General features: G+C 70.0%; 20 protein-coding genes. 8 read left to right on the top strand and 12 right to left on the bottom strand.

Features of this window, described 5'->3' with window-relative positions; all coding sequences use genetic code 11:
- Positions 1-46: 46 nt before the first annotated feature.
- Entirely contained in the window at positions 47-700 is a 654-nt protein-coding gene (locus ASC98_RS00860) for a DUF4124 domain-containing protein (RefSeq protein WP_235581128.1), read from the bottom strand.
- Positions 701-748: 48 nt separating this feature from the next.
- Positions 749-1,420 (bottom strand): orotate phosphoribosyltransferase, encoded by a 672-nt coding sequence (gene pyrE / locus ASC98_RS00855; RefSeq protein WP_056803112.1) that lies wholly within the window; start codon positions 1,418-1,420, stop codon positions 749-751.
- A gap of 12 nt (positions 1,421-1,432) precedes the next feature.
- Between pyrE and ASC98_RS00850 the strand changes: the two genes are divergently transcribed.
- The 7 genes from ASC98_RS00850 to ASC98_RS00820 all read left to right on the top strand — a co-directional run bounded on the left by ASC98_RS00850 (position 1,433) and on the right by ASC98_RS00820 (position 6,024).
- Entirely contained in the window at positions 1,433-2,218 is a 786-nt protein-coding gene (locus tag ASC98_RS00850; protein ID WP_056803110.1) for an exodeoxyribonuclease III, read from the top strand.
- 91 nt (positions 2,219-2,309) lie between these two features.
- Entirely contained in the window at positions 2,310-2,537 is a 228-nt protein-coding gene (locus ASC98_RS00845) for a DUF6364 family protein (protein ID WP_056804695.1), read from the top strand.
- A complete protein-coding gene (locus ASC98_RS00840; RefSeq protein ID WP_056803107.1) occupies positions 2,530-2,943 on the top strand; it encodes a PIN domain-containing protein in 414 nt (137 codons plus the stop codon). The genes ASC98_RS00845 and ASC98_RS00840 overlap by 8 nt, the downstream gene beginning before the upstream one ends.
- A gap of 135 nt (positions 2,944-3,078) precedes the next feature.
- Positions 3,079-3,750, top strand: a complete 672-nt coding sequence (locus ASC98_RS00835) for a hypothetical protein (RefSeq protein ID WP_056803104.1) — start codon at positions 3,079-3,081, stop codon at positions 3,748-3,750.
- A 26-nt stretch (positions 3,751-3,776) separates the two neighbouring features.
- Positions 3,777-4,460, top strand: a complete 684-nt coding sequence (locus ASC98_RS00830) for an alpha/beta hydrolase (RefSeq protein ID WP_056803101.1) — start codon at positions 3,777-3,779, stop codon at positions 4,458-4,460.
- A gap of 108 nt (positions 4,461-4,568) precedes the next feature.
- Complete coding sequence (locus ASC98_RS00825; RefSeq protein WP_157597831.1) at positions 4,569-5,288, top strand: helix-turn-helix transcriptional regulator; 720 nt, start codon at positions 4,569-4,571, stop codon at positions 5,286-5,288.
- Between the two features lie 121 nt (positions 5,289-5,409).
- Positions 5,410-6,024 carry a Crp/Fnr family transcriptional regulator gene (locus ASC98_RS00820; protein ID WP_235581127.1) on the top strand — a complete coding sequence of 205 codons (615 nt, stop codon included), beginning with the start codon at positions 5,410-5,412 and terminating at the stop codon, positions 6,022-6,024.
- 12 nt (positions 6,025-6,036) lie between these two features.
- Here the strand turns inward: ASC98_RS00820 and ASC98_RS00815 are convergent, their stop codons facing one another.
- Genes ASC98_RS00815 through ASC98_RS31420 form a run of 7 tightly spaced genes read right to left on the bottom strand, consistent with a single transcriptional unit; the run spans position 6,037 to position 11,548 of the window.
- Positions 6,037-6,927, bottom strand: a complete 891-nt coding sequence (locus tag ASC98_RS00815) for a M48 family metallopeptidase (RefSeq protein ID WP_056803091.1) — start codon at positions 6,925-6,927, stop codon at positions 6,037-6,039.
- A 40-nt stretch (positions 6,928-6,967) separates the two neighbouring features.
- The gene (locus ASC98_RS00810; RefSeq protein ID WP_056803088.1) at positions 6,968-8,563 is read right to left on the bottom strand and encodes an MFS transporter; all 1,596 of its coding nucleotides are present in this window, start codon (positions 8,561-8,563) and stop codon (positions 6,968-6,970) included.
- Positions 8,564-8,601: 38 nt separating this feature from the next.
- Positions 8,602-9,480, bottom strand: coding sequence for an anti-sigma factor (locus ASC98_RS00805; protein WP_157597830.1), 879 nt, complete (start codon positions 9,478-9,480; stop codon positions 8,602-8,604).
- Positions 9,481-9,507: 27 nt separating this feature from the next.
- Complete coding sequence (locus ASC98_RS00800; RefSeq protein WP_056803082.1) at positions 9,508-10,041, bottom strand: sigma-70 family RNA polymerase sigma factor; 534 nt, start codon at positions 10,039-10,041, stop codon at positions 9,508-9,510.
- Between the two features lie 37 nt (positions 10,042-10,078).
- Positions 10,079-10,666, bottom strand: a complete 588-nt coding sequence (locus tag ASC98_RS00795) for a DinB family protein (RefSeq protein ID WP_056803079.1) — start codon at positions 10,664-10,666, stop codon at positions 10,079-10,081.
- 19 nt (positions 10,667-10,685) lie between these two features.
- Positions 10,686-11,285, bottom strand: coding sequence for a M14 family zinc carboxypeptidase (locus tag ASC98_RS00790; RefSeq protein ID WP_235581146.1), 600 nt, complete (start codon positions 11,283-11,285; stop codon positions 10,686-10,688).
- Complete coding sequence (locus tag ASC98_RS31420) at positions 11,171-11,548, bottom strand: hypothetical protein (RefSeq protein WP_235581126.1); 378 nt, start codon at positions 11,546-11,548, stop codon at positions 11,171-11,173. Before ASC98_RS31420 ends, ASC98_RS00790 begins: the two co-directional genes overlap by 115 nt.
- 99 nt (positions 11,549-11,647) lie before the next feature.
- Here ASC98_RS31420 and ASC98_RS00785 point away from each other — a divergent pair, with 99 nt between their 5' ends.
- Complete coding sequence (locus ASC98_RS00785) at positions 11,648-12,136, top strand: flavin reductase family protein (protein ID WP_235581125.1); 489 nt, start codon at positions 11,648-11,650, stop codon at positions 12,134-12,136.
- 84 nt (positions 12,137-12,220) lie between these two features.
- Here ASC98_RS00785 and ASC98_RS00780 read toward each other — a convergent pair whose 3' ends face one another.
- The 3 genes from ASC98_RS00780 to ASC98_RS00770 all read right to left on the bottom strand — a co-directional run bounded on the left by ASC98_RS00780 (position 12,221) and on the right by ASC98_RS00770 (position 17,971).
- Positions 12,221-14,233: an acetoacetate--CoA ligase gene (locus ASC98_RS00780; protein ID WP_056803070.1), complete on the bottom strand. Its 2,013-nt coding sequence runs from the start codon at positions 14,231-14,233 to the stop codon at positions 12,221-12,223.
- A 107-nt stretch (positions 14,234-14,340) separates the two neighbouring features.
- A complete protein-coding gene (locus ASC98_RS00775; protein WP_056803067.1) occupies positions 14,341-16,116 on the bottom strand; it encodes an ABC transporter substrate-binding protein in 1,776 nt (591 codons plus the stop codon).
- 19 nt (positions 16,117-16,135) lie between these two features.
- Positions 16,136-17,971 carry an ABC transporter substrate-binding protein gene (locus tag ASC98_RS00770; RefSeq protein ID WP_082541777.1) on the bottom strand — a complete coding sequence of 612 codons (1,836 nt, stop codon included), beginning with the start codon at positions 17,969-17,971 and terminating at the stop codon, positions 16,136-16,138.
- Positions 17,972-17,977: the final 6 nt, after the last annotated feature.

The following is a 17,977-nucleotide window of genomic DNA, read 5'->3' as shown; positions in this document are numbered from 1 at the left end:
CTGCGAAGCCAGGCACGCGCGGGCGCGGAAGGCCGTTCGGTGAGTCTTATTTCCCTGCCGCCTTTCGCGGCGCGGGCGCGGAAGCGGCCGGCAGCGCGCCCATCGACCCGGGCGACGCGCCGCCCCACAGCTTCTTCAGCCGTTCGAGCTCGACGTCGTAGAGGTTGTTGATGCGCACGATCTCGTCTTCCTGGTTCTGCACCAGCGACTTCTGCGCGGCCACTGCGGCGTCGTTCGCGTCGAGCTGCTGGCGCAGCTTGCCCGGCAGCTTCTTGCCCTTGTAGAACTCCTGCTCTTCGACCAGCGGCTTGCGTTCGCGCTCGAGCTCGGCCAGGCGCCCCTGCGAGAACGCGACGCCCTTGCGCACGTCGTCGAGCGCGGCCTCGCGCGCCTTCATGTGGGCGGCACTGTCGGGAAAGCGGTTCACCAGGTTGCGATCGCGCCGCATCGCATCCTGCTGCGCGACACGGTCGGCGGCGGCCTGCCGCTCCTTCGCCTCGGCCTCGGCGCGCTCGTCGGCCGTCATCGTCGGCGGCACGACCCGGCGCACCGATCCGTCGGTGTTGAGCTCGCGCTGCTCGCGGGTCGAGCACTCGGCGATGGGACGGTCGGAGGTCAGGCGCCGGCCACTGCCGTCGACGCAGCTGTAGATGGCGGCTTGGGCCGACGAACCGGCCGCGAGGCCTGCCAGCAACGCCATGCAGCGCCACGTTCGCATCGATCGATTCACCACAATCAGGCTCGTCATTTACACCCCGTAACGGTCCCGGTAGGCGACCACGCGCGCCAGGTGGCTGCGCAAGGCCGGATCGTCATCCGACTGAAGATACTGCAGCAAGTCGGCAAGCGTCGCAATGGCCAGCACCGGCATGCCGAACGCCGCTTCGAACTCCTCAACGGAGGAGCGTGCGCTCAGGTTGTCATCGGAACCCTTGCGTTCCATGCGGTCCATCGCGATCAGCACCGAAACCGGTTCCGCCCCGGCGGCGCGGATCATCTCGACCGATTCGCGCTTGGAGGCGCCGTCGGTGATCACGTCGTCGATGATGACCACGCGGCCCTTCAGCGGCGCGCCGACCATCAGGCCGCCTTCGCCGTGGTCCTTGGCTTCCTTGCGGTTGTGGCAGAACGGCACGTTGTGGCCCAGGCCGGCCAGCGCCACCGCGGTGGCCGATGCGAGCGTGATGCCCTTGTAGGCCGGGCCGAACAGCATGTCGAACCCGATGCCCGACGCGAGCAGGCGGCGCGCATAGAATTCCGCCAGACGGCCCAGCTTGGCGCCGTCGTCGAACAGGCCGGAATTGAAGAAATAGGGCGACAGCCGCCCGGCCTTGGTCTTGAACTCCCCGAACCGCAACACGCCGGCTTCCACCGAGAAGCTGACGAAGTCTTTGGCCAGAGTGTCAGCGGTGGGGCTCATCGGAGGTCTTTCGTGTTCCGTCTGGTGTCTTTGAATCTGAACGGCATCCGCTCGGCGGCCACGAAGGGCCTTGTGCCGTGGGCGGAAAGCATTGGCGCCGATTGTATGGGGGTGCAGGAGGTGAAGGCCCAGGCTGCCGACATCGCCGGCCGCTTCGAGCGCGTGCACGACATGCACGGCCATTTCCACTTCGCCGAGAAGAAGGGTTACTCCGGCGTCGGCCTGTACAGCCGCAAGACGCCGAGCGACGTGGTGGTCGGCTTCGGCTCGCCCGAGTTCGACGCCGAAGGCCGCTATGTCGAACTGCGCTTCGACACCCCGCAGCGCAAGCTCAGCATCATCAGCTGCTACTTCCCGAGCGGCTCCAGCGGCGAGGAGCGGCAGCTCGCGAAGTTCCGCTTCCTGGCGCTGATGACGCCGTACCTGCAGCAGCTGAAGGCCGAGCGCGAGTTCATCCTGGTGGGCGACGTGAACATCGCGCACAAGGAGATCGACCTGAAGAACTGGCGCAGCAACCAGAAGAACAGCGGCTTCCTGCCGGAAGAGCGCGCCTGGATGACGCACACGCTGGACGAGCTCGGCCTGGTCGACGTGTTCCGCACGCTGAACCCGAAGCCCGAGCAATACACCTGGTGGAGCAACCGCGGCCAGGCCTGGGCGAAGAACGTCGGCTGGCGGCTCGACTACCACCTGGCCACGCCGGCGCTGGCCGCGAAGGCGTTGCGCGAGCACATCTACCTGGAGCAGCGCTTCTCGGACCATGCGCCGCTGATCATCGACTACGACTTCACGATCTGAGCATCGTCCATCCAGCGGCTTCAGATTCCCTTGCGCAGCGGCATCAGGCAGAATGATGTCGCACATAATATGTGCGCACATAAGGGAAATCATGAACATCACCTTGTCCGTGGACGAGCGCATCGCGGAGCAGGCCCGTGCCGCCGCTGCCACGATGGGGAAAAGCTTGAACCAAGCCGTCCGAGACTACCTGGAGCAGTTGGCGGGAAGCCAGCAGTTGGCGAACGAGTTGCAGGCCTTCGAGCAATCCGCTCGGGCCACACCGGGACGGCTGGGGGGCTGGCACTTCGATCGCGAAGAGGCCAATCGCCGTGCGTAGCCTGCTGGACACGAACGTCCTTGTCTATGCAGATGCCTCGGACGAGCCCGAGAAGCAGAAACGCGCCATCGCGTTGATCACCGCGACGCGCAGCGCGGGCACTGCGGTGCTGTCCACCCAAGTGCTCCAGGAATACGCGAATGTCGCGTTGCGCAAGCTTCGTCTTCCCCATGAACTGATCCGGCAACGGATTGGTTTCTATCGGCGGTTCGACATGGTGACCACCTCGGCTGACTTGATCGCCGGCGCGCTGGACCTTCACGTCCTGCGAAGTCTGTCGTTCTACGACGCCTTGATCGTGCAGGCTGCCATCGTCGGCGGATGCGAGAGGGTGTTGAGCGAAGACATGCAACACGGCGCGGTGTATGGGGGCGTGCGCATCGAGAACCCGTTCGTCACGCCATGAACGCCGCAGATGTGCAGCACTTCATCCGTCGGCCAAGCGATGAAATGCGTGGCCGCTTGGGCACTGTTTGCGCATTGCCCGTCCGGTGAACGCAGAAAGAATGGGGCTTCCCTTCTTTCCGTGACGAGAACCCTCATGAGCAAGACGCTGACGACCCTGGCCGCATGGAGCCTGGGCCTGCTGGCCACCGCCGCCCACGCCGGCGAGGTCTACACCGGCATCGGCACGCACGGCGTGATGCTGGGCTACGCGCAGCCGGTCGCGCCGTCGGTGACGCTGCGCGGCGACGTGGCCTCGCTCGGCTCGCACAGCACCACGAAGACCGAGAACAGCATCCACTACGACGCCGACCTGAAGCTCAGCCGTGGCGGCGTGTTCGCCGACTGGTTCTTCATCGGCGGCTGGCGCCTGACCGGTGGCGTCACCTTCAACGCGATCAAGCTCGACCTGGCCGGCAAGCCGACCAACAACCAGATCACGATCGGCAACACCACCTACGCGACGCAGGACGGCGACCGCTTCGATGCGCACGTGAAGTTCCCGAAGACGACGCCGTTCCTCGGCATCGGCTACGGCCACCAGGCCGGTGCCGAAGGCACCTGGGGCTTCCACTTCGACCTCGGCGCGAGCATCGGCCGGGCGAAGGTCGAGGCCGCCGCCAGCGGTCCGACCTTCGACAGCATGAATGCAACGGACCGCGCGACGCTGAACGCCGACGTCAACAAGGAAACGCAGGAGCTGCGCGACGGCGTCGGCAAGATCCGCGCGATCCCGCAGCTGAGCCTGGGCGTCAACTACCGGTTCTGATCGCGAAGTCGGGCTAGCATCCCCGCATGCAGCTCGACACCATCGAAACCGAAACAGGCCCGGACCCGACGGCCACCATCATCTTCCTGCACGGCCTGGGCGACAGCGGCAACGGCTTCGCGCCGTTCGCGCAGGAGCTCGACCTGGCCGCCGCCGGCCCGCTGCGCTTCATCTTTCCGCACGCACCGACGCGGCCGGTCACCGTCAACGGCGGCTACGTGATGCGCGCCTGGTACGACATCCTCGCCGCCGACCTGGTGCGGCGCGAGGACGAGGCCGGCCTGCGCGAATCGCAGGCGCTGGTGCAGGCGCTGATCGCCCGCGAGAACGAACGCGGCATTCCCACCTCGCGCATCGTGCTCGGCGGCTTCTCGCAAGGCTGCGCGATGACGCTGCTGACCGGACTGCGCCACCGCGAACGGCTGGCCGGCCTGGTCGGGTTGTCGGGCTACCTGCCGCTGGCGGCGCAGACCGCGGCCGAGCGCGATGGCGCGAACCACGGGCTGCCGATCTTCCTCGCGCATGGCCGGCAGGACCCGGTGATCCCGATCGCCCGTGCGCTCGCATCGCGCGACGCGCTGCTGGCGTTCGGGCACCCGGTCGAGTGGCACGAGTACCCGATGCCGCATTCGGTGTGCGGCCCGGAGATCGCCGACCTGACGCGCTGGCTGGCCGCGCTGCTCGGGCCGCGAAGCGGCCGAGGTGAATAAATCACAAACCGGCCCGGCGGTTTTCACCCCCCGGCGAGACCTGACGCCCCTACGCTGTAACAAGGTGCACAGCGCTGCTGCTGCGCCAGCCATCAGAAGGACAGCGCCATGTTGGATGAACTGCTCTCGCCCCCGGCCGACACCCGCCCGACCGCCCACTTGAACCTGCGGGCCGCGCCCGCGGGGACCGCCCACGTCACGCCGCCATACCCCGGACCGGAGCGCCGCCATGGCCCGTCCGCGATGAACCGCTGGCTGACGATGATGCTCGACGAGATGGACCACGGCCTGCTGCTGGTCGATGCGAACTGCGGCCTGCGTCATGCCAACCAGCTCGGCTGGCAATCGCTGCAGGCCGGCGACGGCCTGCGCGTCGTCAAGAACCAGGTGCTGCCGCGCCATGCGGAAGAACTGTCGGGCTTCCTCGGTGCGCTGCTCGGCGCCTGCAGCGGCCGGCGCCGCATGCTGAACCTGGGCAGCGCCGACGGCGCGATGCCGGTCGCCTTCGTGCCGATGTCCTCGCCCGAGGACGACGGCCTCGCGATGCTGGTGCTCGGCAAGCGCCACCGCTGCGAGTCGCTGACGCTCGACTTCTTCGCCCGCACCCATGGCCTGACCGCGGCCGAGACCAAGGTGCTGCGCGCGCTGTGCGACGGCCAGCGGCCGAAGGAAGTGGCGCGCGGCTTCAGCGTCGCGGTCTCGACGGTGCGCTCGCAGATCAGCAGCATCCGCATCAAGACGCAGACTGCCAGCATTGGCGACCTGCTGAACCGCGTGGCCGTGCTGCCGCCGATCACACCGGCGATGAAGACGGCGCTGTCGCACTGACGCGTCACGGCCACGCCAGGGGCGGCGTGCTAGATTCGACGGGTTCCCGGGCCGCCGCCCGGGCTGTCCCCTTCGCCGCCGCTTCTCCATGGACGCCGCCACCGGCCCAGCATCCGCTCCCGTGCTGTCCGAATCCCTGGGCCTGCTCTCGGCCCGGGGCGAACAACGCCGCTACCGCAAGGGCGTGCTGCTGATCCAGGAAGGCGATCACGGCGACACCTTGTTCATCCTGCTGTCGGGCCGCGTCAAGGCGTTCTCGATGGACGACCGCGACCGCGAGATCGTCTACGGCGTCTACGGCCCGGGCGAGTACCTGGGCGAGATGTCGCTCGACGGCGGGCCGCGCTCGGCCTCGATCATCACGCTCGAACCCACGGTCTGCTCGGTGGTCACGCGGCACACGCTGCGCCAGCACATCGCCGAGCGGCCGGAGTTCGCGTTCGAGCTGATCTCGCGCGTGATCCACCGCGCCCGCCTGGCGACGCACAGCGCGCGCAGCCTGGCCCTGCTCGACGTGTACGGCCGCGTCGCGCAACTGCTGACCGACCTCGCGGTGACCGAGCCCGACGGCACGCGGGTGATCCGCGAACGGCTCACGCACCAGGAGATCGCGAGCCGCGTCGGCTGCTCGCGCGAGATGGTCAGCCGCCTGCTGAAGGACCTGGATGCCGGCGGCCACATCGCCGTCAGCCGCACGCAGATCGTGCTGAAGCGGCCCTTGCCTGCGCGCTGGTAGCCCGGACCCGGGCTACTTCTTCGCCGGCGGCTCGAAGCGTTGTGCAGGCTTGGCCGCCCTCGCATACAGGCCCTCGACCCGCGGCAGGTTCGCCTCGATGTCGCGGATGCGCGTCGGCCCGGACGGGTGGGTCGACAGGAACTGCGGCGGCGCGCCCTTGCTGGCCTGCGCCATCTTGTTCCACAGGCTGACGCCGGCGCGCGGGTCGTAGCCGGCGCGCGCGGCCAGCTCCATGCCGACCAGGTCGGCCTCGGATTCGTCCTCGCGGCCGAACTTCAGCGTCAGCAGCTGGCCGCCCATGTCGGCCACCGAGCGGCCGATGCTGCCCAGCCCGAGGATCGCGGCGCCGAGCCCGATCGCGCCCTGCGTCGCCAGGTTCTTGCCCATGCGTTCGCGCGCATGCTCGCGCAGCGCATGCGCGACCTCGTGGCCCATCACCATCGCGACTTCGTCGTCGGTCAGCTGCAGCTGCTCGAGGATGCCGGTGTAGAACGCGATCTTGCCGCCGGGCATGCAGAACGCATTGATCTGCTTCGAGCCGATCAGGTTGACCTCCCACTTCCAGCGGCTCGCGCGTTCGTTCCACTCCGAGCTGAACGGGATGATGCGCTGCGAAATGGCGCGCAGCCGCACCACCTGCGGGTGGCTGTCGGGACCCAGCGCGCGCTGTTGCGAGGCCTGCTGCTTCATCTGCGCGTACTGCTGCGCGGCGGCCTGCTCGATCTGGTCGGCCGACACCAGCTTCGTGAAGCGCGACTCGCCGCCGACGTCGACGCCTTCGCGCGCCCAGGCCGGCACCGCGAGCGATGCGCCGGCGGCGGCGGCCAGCGTCATCGCGAAGCGGCGGCGCGCATGGAAGGCGCAGCCGCAGGTGATCGAGGGGAGATTGGCGTCGTGGTTCATGGCAACTCAGATGGCAAATGGGAGGCCCGGTTCCGACGCATCAATCGTCGACCGGAATCGCTGTCGGATCGACCTCGAGCGCCTGCACCGGCGCGCGCAGCCAGATGAGCATCAGCAACGCCGGCAGCGCCAGCACCGTCGACAGCACGAAGAAGCTCGGCCAGCCGATGGTCTCGGCGGTGACGCCGGCCACCGGCCCGACCCAGACGCGGCCGACCGACGCGAACGCGCTCAGCAGCGCGTACTGCGTCGCGGTGAAGCGCTGGTTGCACAGGCTCATCAGGAACGCGACGAACGCGGTCGTGCCCATGCCGCCGGTGATGTTCTCCAGCGCGATCACCATCAGCAGCCCGCCGTCGACCGGCGTCGCCTGCTTCAGCCAGACCACCGTCCAGTCGAAGGCCGGGATCGTGACGCCCGGCAGCAGCCCGTGGCCATGGCCGGCGAGCCACCAGAAGCCGAGGTTGCTCAGCATCTGCAGCACGCCGAACAGCAGCAGCGCGCGCCACAGGCCGAGCTTCAGCATCAGCGCGCCGCCGAGCAGCGCGCCGCCGATGGTCAGCCACAGCCCGATCAGCTTGTTCGCGACGCCGACCTCGGCCGGGCCGAACTGCATCGCCTTCAGCAGGAACGGCGTCATCAGCGAGCCGGCGAACGCGTCGCCCAGCTTGTAGAGCACGATGAACGCCAGGAAGGCGCCGGCGCCCGGTTGCGAGAAGTAGCTGCGCAGCCCGCCGAGCAGCGTCTCGAAGCGCGCCGCGCGCGCCGCCCACGCGGCCAGCGGCAGCGTGAACGCGATGCCCAGCAGCAGCGCGAGCAGTTCGGTCCAGCGTTGCTGCAGCGCGGCCGGCAGGCTGCTGCCGGCCCACCACGGCGACAGCACCGCCGCGGCGATCGGCGGCCCGAAGCGCTCGCTCAGCATGAAGCCTGCCGCGACCGCGGCCAGCACCGCGACGAAGCCGAGCACATCCTGGCGCGCGACCGACGACGGCCGCAGCGCCACCGGCAAGCGGGGCAGCGCAACCGCCGACAGCACCGCCGCGCCGACCATCAGCCCGGCCATCACGCGGTAGACGTCGGGCCACGACCAGCCGCCACCCTGTGTCGGATCGACCCAGATCAGCGCGACGCCGCCCGACAGGATCATCGCGAGCCGGTAGCCCAGCACGTACAGCGACGAGCCGAGCCCGCGCTCGCGCGCCGGCAGCAGGTCGGTGCGGTAGGCATCGACCACCACGTCCTGCGACGCCGAGACGAACGCGACCAGCACCGCCAGCAGCGCGAAGCTGCGCGTCGCGCTGCCGGGCGAGGTGGCGCTCATCAGCAGCAGCGCTCCGGCCAATGCGAGCTGCGTCAGCACCAGCCAGCCGCGGCGCCGGCCGAGCCACGGCAGCTCGAAGCGGTCCATCAGCGGCGCCCACAGGAACTTGAAGGTGTAGGGCAGGCCGACCAGGCTCAGGAAGCCGATGGTCGCCATGTCGATGCCTTCGACGCTGAGCCAGGCCTGCATCGCCTGGCCGGTCAGCGCGAGCGGCAGCCCGGATGCGAAGCCGAGCAGGCTCACCACCAGCAGCCGGAATCCGACGGCCGCGCGGGAGGAGGACAGCGCGGGCGGCGCCGAGGCGGAATCGGTCATGCGCCGATTCTAGAGACGGTGGGCGACGGGCCCGGCGGCTACTTCGGCGTCGACGGGGCCGATGGCGTGGCGGCCGGTTGCTGCCGGTAGATCGCCTCGGCCAGCGCCAGCAGCTGCTCGCGCGGCAGGCTGCCGGCCAGCGCATAGCCAGTGCCGGCCTCGACCCAGTAGAAGAGGTTCACGTCGCCGTCGCGTTCGAAGCGGAATGCCGCCGGCGCGGCCTCGTCGGGCTTGCGCAGGTAGACGGTCACGCGGGCGGTGCCGCCGGCGGCCTGGTACATCAGCTGCGCACCGGGGCCGGCCCCGTTGCCGTCGGGCAGCAGCCGCCCGCCGACCAGCTCATACCCCTGCTCGCGCAGGTCGAACAGCTTGACCGGCACGTTCAGGCGCCGCGTCAGCCAGCGCGACAGGTGCTCTTCCTGCGCGCGGCTCTCTTCGGCGGTCTTGCCGGCGACCGCGACCTCGACCGGGTGGCGCTGCTCGGGCACGTAGACGCTGTGCGCAAGCGCTGCGCGCTGCACCCAGCTGCCGGCCGGCGCCTGGGCCTGGGTCGCACCCATGCGCGCCGGCTGCACCCGCCACATCGCGCCGGCGCCGATCAACCCGCCGAGCGCGAACACCGCGAGCGCGGCGGCCCACTGCCCGCGGCCCCGCCACCACGGCGTCGCCGCCTCGGGCGCATGCTGCAGCACGAGCTGCTGCAGCCGGTCGGGCACCGGCTCGCTCGCCGCGGAGGCCAGCCGCGCGCGCAGCGCATCGCGGTCGGCGGCCCACAGCCGCACGCGGGCGGCCTCTTCGGGGTTCGCCTGCAGCCAGGCATCGACCTGGGCGCGGCGTTCGGTCGGCAGTTCGCCGTCGAGCCACGCGCTCAGCGCGTCGTCGCGTTCGTCGGGGGTGGGGAAGGGAGGGGCAGCCATCGTCGACATCCAGTTCAGGGGTCTCGTTCAGACCACGCGCCGCAGCGTCTGCACCGCCGGTGTCGGCGCATGGCCGTCGAGCAGCGCGCGCAGCGCGGCCCGCCCGCGCGAGATGCGCGACATCACGGTGCCGATCGGGATGCGCAGCACCTCGGCGCATTCGGCGTACGACAGCTCCTCGACCGACACCAGCAGCAGCGGCTCGCGCTGCTCGACCGGCAGCCGCCGCAGCGCGGCGACCAGGTCCATGCGCAGCCCGACATCGGCCCCGGGGTCGCTGCCGCGCAGGTCCTGTTCGACCTGCAGCTCGTGCGGGTCGACGATGGCCAGCCGCCCGCCGCGGCGCAGCGTGTCCATGTGGGCGTTGTGCGCGATGCTGATCACCCAGACCAGGATGTCGCGCTGCTGGTCGAACTGGTGCCAGTGCGACAGCGCGCGCTCCAGCGCGGTCTGCACCAGGTCGTCTGCCGCGGCGGCGTCGATCACCAGCGAGCGCGCATAGCGGCGCAGCCGCGGGATCGTGCCGAGGAGTTGCTGGCGAAAGCTGGTGGGGACGCTCACCTGAGGTTTACGCAGGGCGGGCGAAGGCTATTCCGCGTCAGCCGTTCCAGATCGCGGCTTCCGTCACGCCCAGCGCGCGGAAATCGTCCTCGCGCCGCTCCAGGTCGTTGACGCAGAAGAACTCGTCGAGCTGCGGCGGTGCCACCGACGTGCCCGACAGCATCGAATGCGCCTGGCCGCGGTGGTGCACCTGGTGCTGGTAGAGGTGGGCCAGCAGGCGGTGCAGCGGCTCGCGGTCGATGCGCTGCGTGCGCGGCACCTCGATCACGCGCTCCAGCAACGCGACGTCGGCGAGCAGCGCGTGGGCGACGGTGAGCAGGCGCTGGTCCATGCGCTGCTGGGCCGCCGCCAGGTCGGCACAGGTCGCGCACGGTTCCTCGGGGTCGAAGAACGAGCCCGGGTCGGGGTGCGGCGCGTCGCCGCGCAGGCTGCGCTCGATCGCATCGAGGTAGTAGTCGTCGACCGTCAGGTTGTGGTTCAGCGTCGCGCGGATCGACGGGAAGAAGCCGGTGCGCGGCGCGATGAATTCATCCTGCGTCAGCCGCCCGCAGGCCTGCAGCAGCCGGTGGTTGGCCCAGGCGTTGTTGTGGGCGCCGGCATACAGGTGGCGGGCAAGCGATGTCATGGCGGCGCTCCGTCGTGGGTCAGCGATGTTCCCGCAGCGCGAGGCGCTCGTCCAGCCAGCGCAGCAGGTCGATCCACATCTGCCGCATCTCGGCATCGGTCGGCGTACGGATCGCGCTCGGCAGCTCGATCGTCACCACCGGCACGCCCTTGTGCACGCCGCCGTAGTGGCCGAGCGAGCCGGGGAAGATGCCGACGCGGTCGAGGTAGAGGCGGCCGAGCCGCTGCGGCGGCACGCTCGGGCCGTCGAAGTCGAGCACGCCGTAGGGCGCGTGCACGGTGACGATCACGTCCGGCTTCCAGGTCTCGATCGTGTCGGTCACGAAGCGGCTCTCCGGCTCCGACAGCGCGCTCGGGCCGGGCCAGCGGCGCGGGTCCTTCTTCGTGCGCTTGACCCAGTAGACCGGCGCGTCGCGGTCCCAGTGCGGCGTCGGGAAGTTGCGGTTCAGGTCGACGCCGTGCGCATTGGTGCGCGTCGGCCGCGCCAGCAGCAGGCCGTCGGGGTTCAGCACCGGCACGAAGCGCCAGTCCAGGCCGGCGCCGGTGTCGCCGGCCTGCGCGATCCAGTGGAACGCGAGCGCGCTCGACGACAGCTCGTCGCCATGGATGCCGCCCAGCACCAGCACGCGGCGCGGCGCGGCGCCGGCGGCGGCGGCGGCTTGTCGTCGGGCAGCAGCAGCGGCTGCGGGGCCGGCACGTCGCGCTGGTACAGCGCCACGCCCTTCACCGACGCGGCGCCGGAGGGCTTCAGCGCGGCGCGTTCGCACAGCGCGAGGCCCAGGTTCGGCAGCCGGCGTGCCAGTTCGGGGCAGGGCGACGCGGCCTGCGCCGCTGACGCGAAAGCGACCAGCAGCGCCGCTGGAATCATCGAGAATCGTGTCATGCTGCACGAGTGTAGAAGCTGCCAGACCCCCTCAAATGGGAGTTGGCGGCACCTGCTGCCGCCCTCCACAATCCCGGCATGAATGCAATGCTGCGCCCCATGGCACCCAGTTTCTCGGCCCAGGAGTTCCGCGTTGCGCTCGGGATGTTCGCCACCGGCGTCACGATCGTCACCGCGCTCGACCTGCACGGCAACCCGGTCGGCCTGACCGCCAATTCGTTCAATTCGGTGTCGCTGTCGCCGCCGCTGGTGCTGTGGAGCCTGTCGCGGCGCGCCGGCTCGATGCCGGCGTTCACGCGCGGCTCGCACTACGCGATCAACATCCTCGCCGCCGACCAGCGCCCGCTGGCCGAGCGTTTCGCGTCGAAGGACGTGGACCGCTTCGCCGGGCTGCGCTTTCGCGAAGGCGTCGGCGGTGCGCCGGTGCTCGAAGGGGTCGCGGCGGTGTTCGAGTGCTTCAACCGCAGCCAGTACGAAGAGGGCGACCACGTGATCTTCGTCGGCGAGGTCGAGCGCTGCGAGCGGCGCGAAGGCGCACAGCCGTTGATCTACCACGGCGGGCGCTACTTCACTGAACTGCCGTTATGACAGCCCCTCGGTCGACGGGTACGTCGACCGATCCCCCGAGGGGATGCGGGCCGGCTTGGGGCGGCCCGGCGCTCGGCCCGCGAGCTAGTCCCCGCTCAAGCGTCTTCGTGCGAACTCGGCGAACCAGCCGACGCTCCCCGCATTCGCCATCGCATCGAGCTTGAACACCTGCTCGGCCGGCGTGCCCATCAGCAGCTTCTTGACCGGCAGCTCCATCTTCTTGCCCGACAGCGTGCGCGGGATCGCGTCGACCTGGAAGATCTCGTTCGGCACATGCCGCGCCGACAGCGCACCGCGGATCTCCTGCTTCAGCCGCGCGACCAGCGCATCGTCGAGCACGCGGCCCTCGCGCAGCACGACGAACAGCGGCATCCAGCTCTCGCGGCCCAGGTACTCCAGGTCGACGACCAGGCTGTCGAGCACCTCGGGCAGCGCCTCGACCGCGCGGTACAGCTCGGCCGTGCCCATGCGGATGCCGTGGCGGTTGATCGTCGCATCGCTGCGGCCGTAGATCACCGCACCGCCACGCGGCGTGATGCGAAGCCAGTCGCCGTGGCGCCAGACTCCGGGGTACATGTCGAAGTAGCTCTCGCGATAACGCTGGCCGTCGGCATCGCCCCAGAAGTACAGCGGCATCGACGGCATCGGCCGCGTGCACACCAGCTCGCCCACCTCGTCGACCAGCGCCTGCCCGCGGCCGGTCGCCGGATCGGGCTCGCTCCAGGCCTCGACTGCCGCCCCCAGGCAGCGGCACTGCATCTCGCCCTCGACCACCGGCAGCGTCGGCAACCCGGCCACGAAGCCCCCGGCGAAATCGGTGCCGCCCGACAGCGAGGTCAGCCACATCGGGCGGTCGTCGACGCGTGGCAGGTGCTGCGCCGCCCAGCGGTACACGTCGGCCGACAGCGGCGAACCGGTGCTGCCGAGCGCGCGCAACCGCGCCAGGCCCGGCATCCGCGCCGGCTCCAGGCCGGCCTTCATGCAACTCGCGAAGAACGCCGCGCCGGCGCCGAAGAAGGTGCTGCCGGAGTCGGCGACGAAACGCCACAGCGTGCTCCATTCCGGCTGGCCGCTGCGCCCGGACGGGCTGCCGTCGTACAGGCAGATCGTCGTGCCGTTCAGCAGCCCGGCGATCTGGCAGTTCCACATGATCCAGCCGGTTGCGCTGTACCAGTGGAAGCGGTCGCCGCCCTCGGCGCTCGGGCCGAGGTCGTTGTGCAGCCCCATGAACTTCAGGTGCTCCAGCACGACGCCGCCATGGCCGTGCACGATCGGCTTCGGCAGCCCGGTCGTGCCGCTCGAATAGACGATCCACAGCGGGTGGTCGAACGGCAGCGGGTCGACCTGCAGCGGCCGGTCGTCGCACAGCAGCCCGTCGAAGTCGAGCCAGCCGGCCGGCAGCGTAGCGCCGAGGTTGCGCCACAGCAGCACCTGCTTCAGCGTCGGCAGCTCGCCGACCAGGCCCTTCAGCAGCGCGAGCCGGTCGTGCGTGCTGCCACCGTGCACATAGCCGTCGCAGCCGACCAGCAGCGTCGGCTCGATCTGGCGGAAGCGGTCGAGCACCGCGACCGGCCCCATGTCGGGCGAGCAGACCGACCAGACCGCGCCGAGGCTCGCGGTCGCGAGGAAGGCCACCAGCGTCTGCGGCGTGTTCGGCATGAAGGCGCAGACGCGGTCGCCGCGCACCACGCCGAGCCGCCGGTAGTGCGCCGCCAGCGAGGCGACCTGCCGGCGCAGCTTCGGCCAGCTCCATTCGAGCAGGCTCGCGCAGTCGCGCAGCCGCTCGTCCTGGAACACCACCGCCGGGTGGCCGGCCGCATGGGCCGCATCGGCATGGCGGAACACCTGCTGCGCGTAGTTCAGCTGCGCGCCGTCGAACCAGCGCGCGCCGGGCATGCGCTCGTCGGCCAGCACCTGCGCGAACGGGGTCGGCGACTGCAGTCCGTAGAAATCCCAGATCGAGCGCCAGAACGCATCGAGGTCGCTGACCGACCAGCGCCACAGCGCGTCGTAGCCGGCGTGTGTCGTCGCATCGAAGCGCAGGCCGCGCTCGCGGGCCAGCCAGTCGGTGTAGCGCAGGATCTGCGGTCGTGGCATGGGAACCTCCTTCGTTAGCGCAGCGGGCCGAGCGCCGGGCCGCCCCAAGCCGGCCCGCATCCCCTCAGGGGATCGGTCGACGTACTCGTTGATCGAGGGGCTGTCATTCACTCGATTCCGATGTACTGCCAGGTGTCGCGCATGAACGGATGCCGAAGGTGCCCGATCACGCGCCGCTGCAGCACGTCGCTGACGACGGTGTGCACATGCGCCTTGTACGGCATGTACGCCACCAGCATGTTCTTCGCCTCGCGCATCAGCGCGGCGCGTTCCGGCCCGTCGGGCAGCACGTTCTGTCGCTCGAACAGGCGATCGTAGGCCGGCAGCGCGAAGTGCGCGTCGTTCGATTCGTTCGCGTTCGGGCCGTAGCCGATGCCGAGGAAGAAGCCGCCGTCGGGCGTGCCGGCCACCCAGCTGAAGCCCCACATCATCAGCTTGCCGGCGCGACCCATCTTCAGCAGGTCGGGCCAGCTCGCGATGTCGAACTGGATGCGCAGGCCCACCGCCGCCATGCACTTGTGCCACAGCTCGTTGAACTGGCGCTGCCGCTGCTCCGGCCGCGATGCGAGCCGCAGCACCAGCGGCCGACCGTCGGGCAGTTCGCGCCAGCCATCGCCATCGCGGTCGACGTAGCCGAAGAGATCGAGCAGCGCCATCGCGCGCGACACGCTGGTCTCGCTCATCGTGCTGCGGTAGTCTTCCTCGTAGCCGGACGTGAACGGCGCCACCACCGATTGCGCCGGGATGCCCTGGCCGTGGCGCAACTCCTCCAGGTCCTGCCGGTTGTCGTAGGCCAGGCAGATCGCGCGGCGCAGCGCCACCTTCTCGGAAGCGTTGCCGCCGACCACCGGGTCGTCCATGTTGAAGTAGGTCAGCGCCATGTCGGCCTTCGCGCTGCGCTGCAGCCGCACGCCGTGGCGCGCGAGGTGCGGCGCGATGCGGTTGCCCGGTGCGGCGATCGGCGTGAACTCCACCGGCAGCTCCAGCACGTCGAGCGCGCCGTTGACGAATGCGAGCCAGCGCGGCTGCGACTCGGTGATCACGCTGACCTCGATGCGCTCGGCCAGCGGCAGGCGCCGGCCGGCCAGCTCGCGCGCGACCTGCTGCGCCTGCGCATCGTCGGGCGCCGGCTCGGCCTCGAAGTGCTGTTCGCGGAAACGCGGGTTGCGCACGAGTTCGATGCGCGACGCGCGGCGCCAGCTCGCGAGCATGAACGGGCCGGTGCCCACCGGGTGCGCGGCGATCTCGGCGCCATAGTGCTCGACCACCTCGCGCGCCACCGCACCGACCAGCGCACCCTGCGTGAACCAGTGGTGGAAGCGCGGGCTCGGCTCGGCGAGCCGGATGCGGAAGGTGTAGCGGTCGAGCGCGCGGATGCCGTCGACCTCGCGGTCGTAGTCGAACGGCTTGCCGCGCTGGCGGGCCTGCGCGCGCAACTCGCTCAGGTCGCGCAGCTTCGCGTTCTCGAACACGTAGAGGTTCTCGCAGTTCAGCCGCGGGTCGTAGTAGCGCTTGACGCTGTAGACGTAGTCCTGCGCGACCAGCTCGCGCGGCGTGCCGCCGAAGACCGGGTCGTCGGCGAAGAAGATGCCGGGACGCAGGCGGAACGTGAAGGTCTTGAAGTCGTCGCCGATCTCGGGCAGTGCCGCGGTGTTCGGGCGCAGCTTGACCGGGCGCGCGAGGTAGTCGTAGCGCAGCGGCGGCTCGAAGATCGCGGACGCCACCTGCGCCGAGTTGACGTCCGAGATCTGGCACGGATCGAAGCCGGTCTCGGCGGCGTCGAAGGCCAGGCGCAGCGTGGTGTCGGCCGCGCCCGCGCCGCCCGGTGCCGCGCACGACAGCGCCGCCGAGGCGGCAAGCCAGGTGCGGCGCGTCAGCTCCATGCCTGCTGCGCCGCGCCGCTCAGTGCCGGACCCGGCGACTCTCGTCGATGTCGAGGTACTGCCAGAAGCGGCTGACGAAGACCGGCCGCCGGTACCCGATCACCCACGGCTGCGCCAGGTCGGTGACGATGCGGTGCACGTTGTACTTGTGCGGCGCGAGCGCCGTCACGATGCGGTTCGCCTCGTCGAGGAGCGCGAGGCGTTCCGGGCCGTCGGGGATGCTGCGCATGCGATCGTAGATCGCATCGAAGCGCTCGTTCCTGAACCGCCCGAGGTTCTGGCCACCGGCGCCCGGGCCATAGAGCAGCTGCAGCGCGTCCTGCACGTCGGGGGTCGACGCGGTGTAGCCGAGCTGCCACACCATCAGCTGGCCGGCGCGGGCCGCCTTCAGGTTCTCCGGCCACTGCGCGGGCTTGATTTCGATGCGCACGCCGACCGCGTCCATGTTCTTCTTCCACAGCTCGTCGAACTGGCGCGACAGGCTGTCCGGCAACGTGGCGTAGCGGATCACCAGCGGGCTGCCGTCGGGCATGTCGCGCCAGCCGTCGCCGTTGCGGTCGACATAGCCGTACATGTCGAGCAGCGCCTTCGCGCGGCCGACGTCGTAGTCGCTGTTCTCGGTCTTGTAGTCCGGGTCGTAGCCGAAGGTGCCGGGCGCCACCATGCTCTGCGCCGGGATCGCCTGGCCGCGGCGCACGCCGGCGATCTCGCGGTTGACGTCGGTGGCCAGCCGGATCGCGCGGCGCAGCGCGACCTTGTCGGCCGTGTAGCCGCCGACCGTCGGGTCTTCCATGTTGAAGTAGTACAGCGTGCGGTCCGGGTTGAGGACGCGCTGCATCTGGATGCCGCGCTTCGCCAGGTTCGGCGCCAGCTTGCCGTTGGGCACGGCCTGGTTCGCGAACTCCAGCGGCACCGCGACGAGGTCGGTCTCGCCGTTCAGGAAGGCCAGCCAGCGCGGCTGGCTTTCCTCGAGGATCGAGATTTCGACGCGGTCGATCATCGGCAGCCGGCGCCCCTTGAAGCGCTGCAGCAGCGCCTGGCCTTCGGCATCGTCGGCATTCGGCTCGGCATCGTAGAAGGCCTCGTGGAAGCCGGGGTTGCGCTCCAGCACGATCTGCGAGCTGCGCCGCCATGCACCGAGCTTGAACGGCCCGGTGCCCACCGGGTGCTCCATCGTCCTGTCGCCGTAGAGCTCGATGACCTCGCGCGCGACCGCGCCGTACAGGCTGCTGTCGGCCAGCGTGAACAGCAGGCGCGGGCGGGGGGTGTTCAGCTTGATCTGCAGCGTGTAGCGGTCGAGCGCCTTCAGGCCGTCGACCGGCTTGTCGTAGTCGAACGGCGCCTTCTTCGCGAGCGCCTGCTGGCGCAGCTCCTCCAGGCCAATGAAGCCCTGGTCGTTCATCTCCGCGTAGTTCGGGCTCGCGTTGGCAGGATCGAAGAAGCGCTTGATCGAGTAGACGAAGTCCTGCGCGACCAGCTCGCGGCGCCGGCCCTTGAACGCCGGGTCGTCCTGGAAGTAGACCCCGGGGCGCAGGTGGAAGGTGTAGGTGCGGAAATCCGCCGACACCTCGGGCATCTCGACGGCGGCCTCGGGTCGCACCTTGAACGGGCGGGCCAGGTAGTCGTAGCGGACCAGCGCTTCGAACAGGTGCGTCGTGACGTAGCGCGAGTACAGGTCGCTGATCTTCACCGGGTCGAAGCCGGTCTCGGCGGCGACGAAGGCCCAGCGGAAGGTCTTCGCGACCGGTGCGCCGGCGGCGGGCGACGACGCAGCCGGCTGCGCCTGGGCGCCGCCCGCGAAGGTCAGCAGCAGCGCGGCGCCGGCGGCGAGGAATCGGTGTCGGGGGAGCAGCATGGATCG

Origin of the sequence: Rhizobacter sp. Root1238 (assembly GCF_001425825.1) — a bacterium.
In the GTDB taxonomy this organism is placed as follows: Bacteria; Pseudomonadota; Gammaproteobacteria; order Burkholderiales; family Burkholderiaceae_C; genus Rhizobacter.
The sequence above is the reverse complement of the archived record's forward strand: the minus strand, read 5'-3'. Positions and strand labels throughout refer to the sequence as shown.

What these genes read in the sequence shown, in the direction of transcription:
- ASC98_RS31420 (WP_235581126.1), bottom strand. Translation starts at nt 11,548, where the DNA reads ATGACACGATTCTCGATGATTCCAGCGGCGCTGCTGGTCGCTTTCGCG.
- ASC98_RS00815 (WP_056803091.1), bottom strand. Translation starts at nt 6,927, where the DNA reads ATGAACCACGACGCCAATCTCCCCTCGATCACCTGCGGCTGCGCCTTC.
- ASC98_RS00795 (WP_056803079.1), bottom strand. Translation starts at nt 10,666, where the DNA reads ATGACATCGCTTGCCCGCCACCTGTATGCCGGCGCCCACAACAACGCC.
- ASC98_RS00780 (WP_056803070.1), bottom strand. Translation starts at nt 14,233, where the DNA reads ATGCCACGACCGCAGATCCTGCGCTACACCGACTGGCTGGCCCGCGAG.
- ASC98_RS00810 (WP_056803088.1), bottom strand. Translation starts at nt 8,563, where the DNA reads ATGACCGATTCCGCCTCGGCGCCGCCCGCGCTGTCCTCCTCCCGCGCG.
- ASC98_RS00835 (WP_056803104.1), top strand. Translation starts at nt 3,079, where the DNA reads ATGAGCAAGACGCTGACGACCCTGGCCGCATGGAGCCTGGGCCTGCTG.
- pyrE (WP_056803112.1), bottom strand. Translation starts at nt 1,420, where the DNA reads ATGAGCCCCACCGCTGACACTCTGGCCAAAGACTTCGTCAGCTTCTCG.
- ASC98_RS00785 (WP_235581125.1), top strand. Translation starts at nt 11,648, where the DNA reads ATGGCACCCAGTTTCTCGGCCCAGGAGTTCCGCGTTGCGCTCGGGATG.
- ASC98_RS00825 (WP_157597831.1), top strand. Translation starts at nt 4,569, where the DNA reads ATGTTGGATGAACTGCTCTCGCCCCCGGCCGACACCCGCCCGACCGCC.
- ASC98_RS00830 (WP_056803101.1), top strand. Translation starts at nt 3,777, where the DNA reads ATGCAGCTCGACACCATCGAAACCGAAACAGGCCCGGACCCGACGGCC.
- ASC98_RS00775 (WP_056803067.1), bottom strand. Translation starts at nt 16,116, where the DNA reads ATGGAGCTGACGCGCCGCACCTGGCTTGCCGCCTCGGCGGCGCTGTCG.
- ASC98_RS00770 (WP_082541777.1), bottom strand. Translation starts at nt 17,971, where the DNA reads ATGCTGCTCCCCCGACACCGATTCCTCGCCGCCGGCGCCGCGCTGCTG.
- ASC98_RS00860 (WP_235581128.1), bottom strand. Translation starts at nt 700, where the DNA reads ATGGCGTTGCTGGCAGGCCTCGCGGCCGGTTCGTCGGCCCAAGCCGCC.
- ASC98_RS00845 (WP_056804695.1), top strand. Translation starts at nt 2,310, where the DNA reads ATGAACATCACCTTGTCCGTGGACGAGCGCATCGCGGAGCAGGCCCGT.
- ASC98_RS00805 (WP_157597830.1), bottom strand. Translation starts at nt 9,480, where the DNA reads ATGGCTGCCCCTCCCTTCCCCACCCCCGACGAACGCGACGACGCGCTG.